At 40.2% G+C, this 10665-nt stretch carries 9 protein-coding genes and 2 pseudogenes; 4 read left to right on the plus strand and 7 right to left on the minus strand.

Going from position 1 to position 10665, the window contains the following annotated elements; all coding sequences use genetic code 11:
• Positions 1 to 272: 272 nt before the first annotated feature.
• Positions 273 to 551, minus strand: coding sequence for a hypothetical protein (locus tag D1831_RS13025; RefSeq protein ID WP_125073301.1), 279 nt, complete (start codon positions 549 to 551; stop codon positions 273 to 275).
• A gap of 19 nt (positions 552 to 570) precedes the next feature.
• Positions 571 to 798 carry a hypothetical protein gene (locus D1831_RS13030; RefSeq protein WP_125073308.1) on the minus strand — a complete coding sequence of 76 codons (228 nt, stop codon included), beginning with the start codon at positions 796 to 798 and terminating at the stop codon, positions 571 to 573.
• A 251-nt stretch (positions 799 to 1049) separates the two neighbouring features.
• On the opposite strand from D1831_RS13030, the gene mobQ reads away from it, so the two are divergent.
• The 4 genes and pseudogenes from mobQ to D1831_RS13055 all read left to right on the plus strand — a co-directional run bounded on the left by mobQ (position 1050) and on the right by D1831_RS13055 (position 5264).
• Entirely contained in the window at positions 1050 to 3110 is a 2061-nt protein-coding gene (gene mobQ, locus D1831_RS13035) for a MobQ family relaxase (RefSeq protein ID WP_125073302.1), read from the plus strand.
• 4 nt (positions 3111 to 3114) lie between these two features.
• A pseudogene (locus D1831_RS13040) lies at positions 3115 to 3788 on the plus strand (DNA topoisomerase); the annotation flags it as partial.
• Positions 3789 to 4142: 354 nt separating this feature from the next.
• A complete protein-coding gene (locus D1831_RS13045) occupies positions 4143 to 4475 on the plus strand; it encodes a VanZ family protein (RefSeq protein WP_225422895.1) in 333 nt (110 codons plus the stop codon).
• Positions 4476 to 4676: 201 nt separating this feature from the next.
• Positions 4677 to 5264: a recombinase family protein gene (locus tag D1831_RS13055; RefSeq protein WP_125073304.1), complete on the plus strand. Its 588-nt coding sequence runs from the start codon at positions 4677 to 4679 to the stop codon at positions 5262 to 5264.
• 303 nt (positions 5265 to 5567) lie between these two features.
• On the opposite strand, the gene nrdF is transcribed toward D1831_RS13055, so the two are convergent.
• The 5 genes and pseudogenes from nrdF to D1831_RS13080 all read right to left on the minus strand — a co-directional run.
• A complete protein-coding gene (gene nrdF / locus D1831_RS13060) occupies positions 5568 to 6518 on the minus strand; it encodes a class 1b ribonucleoside-diphosphate reductase subunit beta (protein WP_125073305.1) in 951 nt (316 codons plus the stop codon).
• A gap of 14 nt (positions 6519 to 6532) precedes the next feature.
• Positions 6533 to 7459 (minus strand): ribonucleotide-diphosphate reductase subunit beta, encoded by a 927-nt coding sequence (locus tag D1831_RS13065; protein WP_125073306.1) that lies wholly within the window; start codon positions 7457 to 7459, stop codon positions 6533 to 6535.
• A gap of 105 nt (positions 7460 to 7564) precedes the next feature.
• Positions 7565 to 9712 carry a class 1b ribonucleoside-diphosphate reductase subunit alpha gene (nrdE, locus tag D1831_RS13070; protein WP_179950335.1) on the minus strand — a complete coding sequence of 716 codons (2148 nt, stop codon included), beginning with the start codon at positions 9710 to 9712 and terminating at the stop codon, positions 7565 to 7567.
• Positions 9713 to 9739: 27 nt separating this feature from the next.
• Positions 9740 to 10198, minus strand: a complete 459-nt coding sequence (nrdI, locus tag D1831_RS13075; RefSeq protein WP_173961388.1) for a class Ib ribonucleoside-diphosphate reductase assembly flavoprotein NrdI — start codon at positions 10196 to 10198, stop codon at positions 9740 to 9742.
• 349 nt (positions 10199 to 10547) lie between these two features.
• Positions 10548 to 10665 (minus strand): annotated as a pseudogene (locus D1831_RS13080) (IS5/IS1182 family transposase); the annotation flags it as partial.

Consider the following 10665-nt stretch of genomic DNA (forward strand, 5'->3'; position numbering starts at 1 on the left):
TTCTTGGCTTAGTCCGCTTACGTATGCCTTCTAGATCTGTCCGGATTAGTTCAAATTGTTCACGAGAGATGTCGCTACTATAATGGTGTGCAAAGCTTTTCATGGATTAAAAACTCCTGTTTTTGATTTAATTTAACTAAAATCAAATCGAATGTCAAAGTATCCAAACACGTTCTAAAGGAAGCTGATCTTTTTTGTCCGAACAGCGTTCGGATTAATTTTACAATCTACCGTTAAGCCAAAAAATAATCCTGAAGATAAAAACGATCGGCCTAGTTATTAGGTTGATCGTTTTTGAGTTTATTTGGTTTATGGGCATTAATGTAATCGGCAAATATTTTTAAAAGCTCTTCGGTTTGTTCAACCGAAAGGGTATCAGCTTGAAAGTATTTTTCTAACAAAGCACCTTTTTGAATTAATCGGCGAGAACGGGCTTTGCGGGCTTGCCGATTTTCGTAGTATTTAGATTGCCGCAGCTTAAAATCTTCCCGCTCAATTTTTTGCTTTAAACGTACTTGTTGCTGAACTAGTTTTTCATATTGATTAGGCATAGTCATTACCACCTAACTATTATTGGTTATTTTGATCTTGATTTAAAAAGGCGGAAAATTTTTTAGCAATCATTTTAATTTGTGGAGTGGTTAGCGTTGCATAATTCAAATTAGCCGATTTAATGATTTCCTTACCAAGGCTTTGTTCAATTTTGTTTTTTTCAGCTTTAATCTTTTGATTAAGCTGTTTTAATTTAGCTTCTTGTTTTTCTAAGTTACTTTGAGTCACAATTATCCCTCCAATCATCTTAAAAATAATCACGGACACTATATCATAAGGTAAACGTTAAGTCAAAGTATAAAAGTTGAAATAGCGAAGCGAAAGTCATACACTAAATTGAAGTCAAGGTAATCATCAGACCGAGTGAAACGAGGTCAATGCGCACTTACACGTCATCTTTGATGACGTTGTGCTAAACCCATTAAAACTTGTATTAGAAGTCGCCGATGGCGACAACAAAGTCAAACCCATAAACCCAAAGAAAGGTGGTGACCGACATGGCAATTTTTCACATGAGCTTTAGTAATATTAGTGCTGGTAAAGGACGAAGTGCGATTACCAGTGCCGCTTATCGAAGTGGTGAAAAGCTATTTGATGATAAGGAAGGTCGCCGCTATTTTTATGCCCGCTCGGTTATGCCAGAAAGCTTTATTTTAACTCCCAAAAATGCACCAGAATGGGCCAGTGATCGAGAACAATTATGGAATGAAGTTGAAAAGAAAGATCGTAAATCAAACTCACGGTATGCAAAAGAATTTAACGTGGCTTTACCGATAGAATTAAGTGAATCCGAACAGAAAGAATTACTGACAAAATATGTGCAAGAAAATTTTGTTGATGAGGGCATGGTAGCCGACGTGGCAATTCATCGCGACCACCCAGATAATCCGCACGCACACGTGATGTTAACTAATCGCCCATTTAACCCCGATGGTACTTGGGGACAGAAAACAAAAACCGAATACATTTTAGATAGTCATGGTAATAAAACTAAGACCCCTGCAGGGAATGTGAGAAACCGAAAAATTTGGTTGGTTGATTGGGATAAAAAAGAAAAAATGATTGAATGGCGGCACAATTGGGCGGTTAGTGTAAATCAAGTTTTAGAGCAAAAAAATATTCCCGATCGGATCAGCGAAAAATCATTTATGGAACAGGGAATAGCTGATACACCAACTCAACATGAGGGAATCAATAGTAAGCGGCATGAAAGAAAGGCATTTAATCAACAAGTTAAGAACTATCGTAAGTCCAAAGCTGGCTATAAAAATATGCAGGAGAAAGTAGTTAATCAAGGCCACTTGGATAGTCTAAGTAAACACTTCTCGTTTAATGAAAAACGGGTAGTTAAAGAGTTAAGCCATGAACTGAAAACTTATATCAGTTTGGAGAACTTAGATGATAAGCGGCGCATGCTATTTAATTGGAAAAACAGTACCTTAATTAAGCACGCTGTTGGTGAAGATGTCACTAAGCAATTATTGACGATTAACCAACAAGAAAGTTCACTAAAAAAAGCAGATGAACTCTTAAATAAAGTGGTTGATCGCACGACTAAAAAACTTTATCCAGAGCTTAATTTTGAACAGACCACACAAGCTGAACGACGGGAATTGATTAAAGAAACTAATAGTGAACAAACGATTTTCAAAGGCAGTGAATTAAACGAACGTTTAATGAATATTCGTGATGATTTGTTGGCCCAACAATTATTGACCTTTACCAAACGGCCATACGTTGGCTGGAAGTTATTAATGCAACAAGAAAAAGAAGTCAAAATCGAGCTTAAATATACGCTGATGATTCATGATGATAGCTTAGAAAGTCTAGAACACGTTGATCAAGGTCTACTAGAAAAGTATTCACCAACCGAGCAGCAAAAGATTACTCGCGCAGTCAAAGACCTACGGGCAATCATGGCTGTTAAGCAAGTTATTCAAACCCAATACCAGGAAGTTTTAAGAAGAGCCTTTCCTAACGGCAATTTTAATGAATTACCAATGATTAAACAGGAACAAGCCTATACAGCCGTGATGTACTATGATCCTGTTTTAAAGCCATGTCAGGCTGAAACAATTGAACAGTGGCAAGCAAATCCACCACAGGTGTTCAGTCCCCAAGAACATCAACAAGGACTAGCTTATTTATCGGGACAGCTGAGCTTAGATCAGTTAGAAAATCATCACTTACAACGGGTTTTAAAGCATGATGGCACTAAACAACTCTTTTTTGGCGAATGCAAAGCCGATCCAACGGTTAAGAACAGTCAGATCGAGAAAATCCAAAAGCAGTTAAAAGGGCAACAAGCCAAGGACGACCAGTATAGAAAAGTAAATATTGGACATTATCAACCGCTAAATTACAAACCAGTTAGTCCGGACTATTACTTAAAGACGGCCTTTAGTGACGCGATCATGACTGTTCTATATGCTCGTGATGAAGATTACGAACGGCAAAAACAGGCGCAAGGTTTAAAAAAGACCGAGTGGGAAATGACGAAAAAGCAGCGGCAACACCAAACTCGAAACCGGCATGAAGATGGAGGCATGCACTTGTAATCACAAAATTAGCGACTGGTTAATTGGTATGAATGGTAGCCCATAATGTATTTTATATTGAGAAAAATTTGGTACGTAGAGCGTGCTCGATTAGTTACGTATAGCTGCCAGCCTTGGGTATGGTCTATCAAAGAGACCAGGTAAACAAAACCTTTAAGCCGAAACCCTATTTTGAACTAAATGCGGAAATTTTAGCTAATCAGCAAAAATTCGTCGCAAAATTAGACCCCTATCAGCGATTTAAAGACGAAACAGGGCTAATAACATTCATGCAAGCTAAGCACGTTCAGAAAGGCTCACAGGCCGGTTTAATCAAGGACGTCCAAAAACAAGACAAAAAGCGTGCTAGTCCACAACTCTTCTCACTATCCAGTCTGCAAAGTGCCATGAATGAACGGTATCATGGCAGTGCAGCCATTAAGCAACAAATCGATCACCAACAGCAAGCGCAAAAAGCCGCCGAAGTATTCTTAGAAACACCGCAAGCGACCGTTTTAAATAAACAGAAGTTTTACATTGTGAAGCCCAAGCAAGGTGAAGATTTTACCTTACCTAAGAAATGGAGTAGCAAGACGCTCGGGAAGACCGCAATTAAAGCGTTTCAAGAGCAAAAAGGGGAAGTCGTTTGACGCCAAGTTAAAGCTTGACGGCCATAAATTAAGTTTTGATTTTGATTAGAACCTGCCTACCGCCCTTCACGTTGTTCCGGTTGGTGAACCCGTCATTTAAGTTCACTTTTACAATCTACCATTTACACAAGATATTTTACGCTCTCAAAAGATTTGTTAAAGTTCCGTTATTGCTACTTTTTTGTGATAGTTTTGATAAAAATGCTTATAATTGAAATTTAGTTTTCAAAAATATGTATTTAAGGAAGAATTTATAAATTATCGCAATATTTTTAATTCAATTAATAATGAAAGTAGATGATGAATTATTAACCATATTTCAAAATTATTTGCCTGGGTATTATTAGGAATTTCAGCCTTATCAATTTGTTTTTTATGTTTTAGCCCAATCTTACCTATTAAATTGCCATCGTCAAATCAAGCTATTAGCTTTATGATGATTGGTAAGGCACCAGTTGCTTACATTCCCTTTCAAGAATTAGATCAATTAGGATTCTGGCTAAATATCATTATGACTTGTCCCTTAGGAATATTTACCTATATTTTATTCTCTCCCAAATTCAAAATTTCTCATGTGATTACAACTGGAATCCTTATTGGATTCACTATCGAATTTATTCAATTTATAACAGACAATTTGGCAATAACACATCGTTGGGTAGATATAAATGACGTGATTGCTAATACTTTAGGATTTGTAGTTGGTTATTATCTATCAAAGTTAATTGATAAATAACCCGTAGGTAAATTTATTTGGGTCTAGAATTTTTGGTGTTGGAAAGTATTTCCATTCCAAAAGTACTAGGCCCTAATTTAAAAAGCCATTGATAATGGATCAAAAACGGCCACTAGGGTATACCCTAGTGGCCGTTTTTATTTCTGTGCTATACTAGGAATTAAAAGTGTTCATTAGAACTGTCCAAAAGGAGAATTGGAAATGCCTAAAATCGGTTATGCGCGTGTGAGTTCCAAGGAGCAACATTTAGATCGACAGTTAGCGGCTTTAAAAGACGTTGATAAATTATTTACGGATAAATTAAGTGGGGCTAACACTAATCGGCCAGAACTGCAAAAAATGCTGGCCTATATTCGTGAGGGTGATATTGTAATGGTCACTGAATTAGATCGCTTAGGCAGAAACAACCAGGATTTAACTAAGATCATGAACACCATTCAAAATAAGGGTGCCACCCTAGATGTGTTGAATTTACCGTCCATGACAGGGATTGCGGATCCCAACTTACGGCAACTGATGACCAATTTGATTATTGAACTCTATAAGTATCAGGCTGAAAGTGAACGGAAGCGGATCATTGAACGCCAGCAACAAGGCATTGCCCTGGCTAAGCAGCAGGGGAAATATCATGGGCGCAAACCCCAATATGCCAAAGATGATCCCCGTTTGCAACATGCTTTTAAGCTTTATCGAGCTGGCATGAGTGACATTGATGTGTCCCGAAATACAGGTATTAAACGGACGACCTTTATTCGATACCGTGTGAAATACGGTATTAAAAGAAAATAGGGCCCCCTTTTGGTTAGCACATGTTAACTGAAAGGGTCCCTATTTTCTTTACTTAATAAGTCTAATTAAATTAGTGGCATTGGTCGAAGAAGGCATCAACTATTTTAATCAACTAGATCGTTCACCAGCAAGAAACGACCTCACCCCAGCTGAATACTGGAATGAGGCCGTTTAAGCAAAGCAAAACTTATATTATTTCAAATGATAACTTGACAGGGACTAGTACAACTCAGGGGGCTTTACTTTAATATTTCCTGTAGATATTAGCCTTTTTTTAATTTTAATTATGCCTAGAAGCCTATGTTAGAAGTCATAGTCGCCGCTACTCATAGCTTCAGCATTACCCATTAGATAGCCAGCACCAACTTGTGAAAAGAAATCATGATTGGCCGTTTCGGTTGAAATTCCGTTCATTACGATTGGGTTGATATCTTTAATCTCAGCATTGGGGAAGCGGGATTCAAAGCCCATATTTTGGAGCGCCTTGTTGGCGTTGTAGTGAACGAATTGTTTAACGTCTTCCGCTAACCCAATCGGCGCGTAAACTTCTTCGGTGAACGCAAACTCGTTCTCAAGGAGATCGTCGAGCAACTCATCCATCCACTTTTTGAATGTTTTTTGTTCAGTCGCCGATAGCTCGTTATATCCCAATTGAAATTTGTAGCCGAGGTAGGTACCATGAACAGATTCATCGCGGATCACCAGTTTGATAACTTCAGAAAGATTTGCCAGCTTATTGTTACCACGGTACCAAAGTGGGGTAAAAAAGTTGGTGTAGTACAAAACTCCTTCAAGAAAGACGCTTGCAACTTTCTTTTCAAGGTTGTTTCCCGTTTGATAAATATCATTGATCCGTTTGGCTTTGTATTGCATTCTGGGATTATTGTTCATCCATTTGAATACTTCGTCAACAGTGGCTTGATCGTTCAAAGATGTCAAAATAGTGCCGTAGCTTTTGGCATGAATTGACTCCATCATCAAAAAGTCATTGAGGACTGCTGCTTCTTTTCGTGTCCGAACGTCGGGCCGCATCACGTCGACTCCTTCTTCGGATTGGAGTGTGTCCAGCAAGGCTAATCCACCCACAACCCGATTGATAACCGATTTTTCGGTGCCAGAGAGTGTCCGCCAGTCCCGTAAATCATTAGAAACAGGTACTCGCGTATCCAGCCAGTATTGTGCCGTTGCTTTATCCCATACATATTCGTCAAGTTCGTCTTCGATGATGTCCCAATTAATTGTTTTATAGCTCATTAGTTGAATACTCCTTAAAAGTCGTAGTCTTCATCGGTCATTTTTTCAGTGTCCGATTCATTGTTTGCAGCCGTTACCTGTTGCAAAAATTGATTTTGGTCAATCATCAATTTCTTGATCTGCGCCACTAGTGGAGATGGCTGAAACTCGTAGCTAGCATCGAAACCAAGTGATATTAGTGCATGATTAGCACCATAGTAGGCCAAATTGATGGCTTCGGTGGCATCGTCAAGGTTAGCTTCTAGGAAATCTTTTTCGGTTTGCATGAGTTGATCAAACTGGGTGTTAATCCAATGCTGCAGTTCAGCTTGGTCACTTGACGCGAGGTCTTCAAACCCAAGGTGAAATTTGTAGCCGACATAGGCACTAAAGATGGCACTTCCACGAAGAATATTGGCCAACATTTGGTAGGTATTGACGAGAGAATGGGTTTGAAGGGTTGTCCAATATTTACCAAATGAAAGGCCAGTTTCGGTCAAAATAAAAAGGGCTTTTTTTTGTAAAGCCGTGCCATTGGTGCTCGTTTGAGCGAGTTGGTCGATTTCAGCTTGCAGATCAGTATTATTGTCTGCCCAAGTGAGATTTGCGCCACCATTGCCTGGAATCAGGGCCCGGAAAATGGTCGTGTAACTCTTAGCATGGACTGATTTCATGAAGGTAATGGTATTTAATACGGATTCTTCTTGTTGGGTTCGCCGATCATGGCGAATGGCAGGAGTGCCGACCTCTGATTGGTAGACGGCTAACATCGATGCACCTGCCAACATGCGGGTAATGGCCTGTTGTTGAGTGTCTGCTAGCTGTTGCCAAGCTGGTTGATCATTCGTGACGGGAATCCGAATGTCCAACCAAAAGTTAGTGGTGAGTTGTTCCCACGTGTATTTATCGAAATTATCTTTAATGTCATCCCAGTTAATTGCTTTGTAGTATAAATAGTCCATCGTTATTTATTCGTCTCCCTAGTTAGAATTCACAGGTGTACGGGCACCGTGATCCAATAACGTGTTGTCGGTGGGTTAAACGGGCGCTAACCCTGAATACATCCTCTAGATCATGCATGACTCGCATTCATTTGCGGTTTTGATTTCGTCGTCTTCTGTGAATGTTCGAATGTAGTAAAGTGACTTGATACCCTTGGTCCAGGCGTAATTCCGTAACCGGTTAAGGTCCCGGGTCGTCATCTTCAAGTTGTCATTGTCCTTCCACTCGTAAAGGTCGGGTTTCAAAACTGAACGCATGAACAGTGTCAGACTCATGCCTTGATCAATGTGTTTTTGCGCTACGGCATAGGTATCGATGATTTTGCGTTGGTCGATATCATATGCGGGCGTGTAGTAGGGCAAAGTTTCGTTAGACAGGTAGGGTGCCGGGTAGAAGATTGATCCCACTTTATTTTCCTGCCGTTGTTCTACTAATTGTGTGATTGGGTGAAGTGACGCACTCGTTTCATTGACGTACGAAATGGAACCATTCGGTGCCACGGCAAGTCGGTTACGATGGTAAAGACCATCCGCCATGACGGCCTGTTTGAGGGCCTCCCAGTCGGCAACAGATGGTAATTTAATGTTTTTGAAAATCTCTGCAACTTTGGTACTCTTAAATTCAAAGTCTGCGTTCAAGTATTGATCGAAGTAACTACCATCAGCGTACTTTGATTGGTCAAATTTAGCGAAGGTTTCGTGGCGTTCACGGGCAATTCGATTGCTCGTAGCGAGTGAATAGTAGTTTAAGGCTAGGAAGTAGGCATCAGTAAATTCAAGGGCCTCTGGTGAGCCATACTCAATTTGGTGGCGTGCAAGGGCAGTATGCAGACCCATAGCCCCTAATCCAATCGTGTGGTAAAGTTCGTTACCATGTTTAACAGTCGGTACTTCCTTAACGTCGGTTGTGTCAGTTACGAGGGTGAGCGCACGAACAGCAACCTCAACTGAGTGACCGAAGTCCGGCGAGTCAATCATATTCATGATATTGGTTGATCCGAGATTACATGAAATATCGGTGCCAGTTGTCTTGTACGATAGGTCATCATCAAGTTTTGACGGTTCTTGAGGCTGTAAGATCTCACTACAAAGGTTACTCATAATAATTTTGCCATCGACAGGGTTAGTTTGGTTGGCCGTATCAATGTTCAAGATGTAAGGATAACCAGATTCTTGTTGGAGTTGAGAAATCTTTTGTTCTAGTTTCCGCGCGTTAAAGACTGACTTCTTAATATTGGGGTTAGCGACCATGTTGTTATATTCTTTGGTGATATCGATGTAAGCAAATGGCGTACGATATTCACGTTCGACATCATAGGGGCTAAAAAGATACATTGGTTCGTTAGTCTTGAGTAATTCATAATATTTATCAGGAACAATCAAACCGAGGGACAAGGTCTTCACCCGAATTTTTTCGTCCGCATTTTCCTTTTTGGTATCCAGAAAATGTAAGATGTCAGGATGGAAGACGTTGAGATAAACCACTCCGGCGCCGTTCCGTTGCCCAAGTTGGTTACTGTAGCTAAATGAGTCTTCAAGTAACTTCATCACTGGTACAACGCCAGACGAGGCGTTGGAAATCTGCTTAATAGGATCACCTGAGGCGCGCAAGTTTGACAGGTTAACGCCGACGCCCCCACCGATTCGAGATAGTTGAAGGGCAGAATTAACGCCACGTCCAATTGAGAGCATGGAATCGGCCATATCAATTAGGAAACACGACACCATTTCTCCGCGGCGCTTTTTCCCCGCGTTGAGGAAAGTGGGAGTGGCGGGCTGGTAACGTTGTGAAATTAATTCATCGGCAACGTCATTAGCAAGTTGCTCATCACCGTTTGCAAGGTAGAGAGCATTGAAGACAACACGGTCGATAAAGCCTTCCAAGAATTGTTGTCCGTCGTTGGTTTTCATGGCGTACTGTGTGTAAAACTTGTACGCGCCGAGAAAGCTGCGGAAATGGAAGTGATGATCTTTTATTCGGTCGAACAAGGACCGCACAAATTCGTGGGAATACTGATTCAAGATATCTGGATCAATGTAATCTTCGTCGACTAAGTAGTTTAATTTGGCATCCAATGAATCAAATTGTTTAGTCTTTGGTTCGACCGTCTCTTCAAAATAGGCCTTGAGGGCTTCTTGATCGTAATATAGCGGAATTTCTCCGTCGACAGGGATGTTTACGAGGTTATTTAAGTAAAAATAGGTATTTTCCATTTCTGGGGTGCTAGTTACCATTAGGGATTACTCCTTTGTTGTTTGAAAACAAAATTGATTGCGATAGGTTAAGATGGCATCGGCAATGCGAGGAATGTCGTGTGCGGTGCCACGTAGCTCAAAATCGGTAATGTAAGGAAAATCGAAGCGTTTAGCATATTGTTTAGCCGTGAGTGCAAACTGCTTATTAAAATTACGATTACCGCTACCGATAATACCGTAGCAATGCTGGTAATTGCCTTCGTACGCGAGGTAATCTCCCAAAATAGTGGTTAATATTTCAGTATAACCGTTATTAACCCCATTACCACCTTTAAGAAAGGCTGGTAGGAAGGTAACAAACGGCTGGTCAAGAGTGGTGAATTCACGGTGTTCTTTAACATTAATTGAACTAACCCGAACATGACGTTCTTTCTCAAAGTATGTTGTCAGTCTGCTAATAAAATATTTCGTGTTGCCACTCAAACTGATGTAGAGAATATTTATGGTTTCCGTAACTAATCATCGTCCTTTTTTCTATATATAGTGGTTAGACAATCATTGTAGCACTATATGTGGTGTCTATGCAAATTGGTGGACGATCTGATTGATCTACAAATTGTTTTGAATATAAAGATTCATGCGAGGTGGCTAAAATGGGCCCACCGTTGGTATTTTAAGCTGCGCTAAGAGACGATAAACGGGACTTTTAATGAATGGAAGCAAGCTCCCAGGACCCAGCTCACAGTTTGCACCGAAGGCCTTGTTATCAATTGAGAAGAGCACACTGTACGGTTCATGATCAAAAAATATTTTGATTATGTCTACTAGTTTTTACCTTTGTTTTAGAACGTGTTTAGAATCTTTTCAAGAGTATTCGCAGGAAGGCTAAGCTAATCATCATCTTACTGGTGTTCAGCTTTCGCTCACAATTGCGCCAGAGGCGCCGATATTTTCCTAGCCAGCTAAAACTG

The sequence above is a fragment of the Lactiplantibacillus garii genome, from assembly GCF_003885105.1.
GTDB lineage: Bacteria > Bacillota > Bacilli > Lactobacillales > Lactobacillaceae > Lactiplantibacillus > Lactiplantibacillus garii.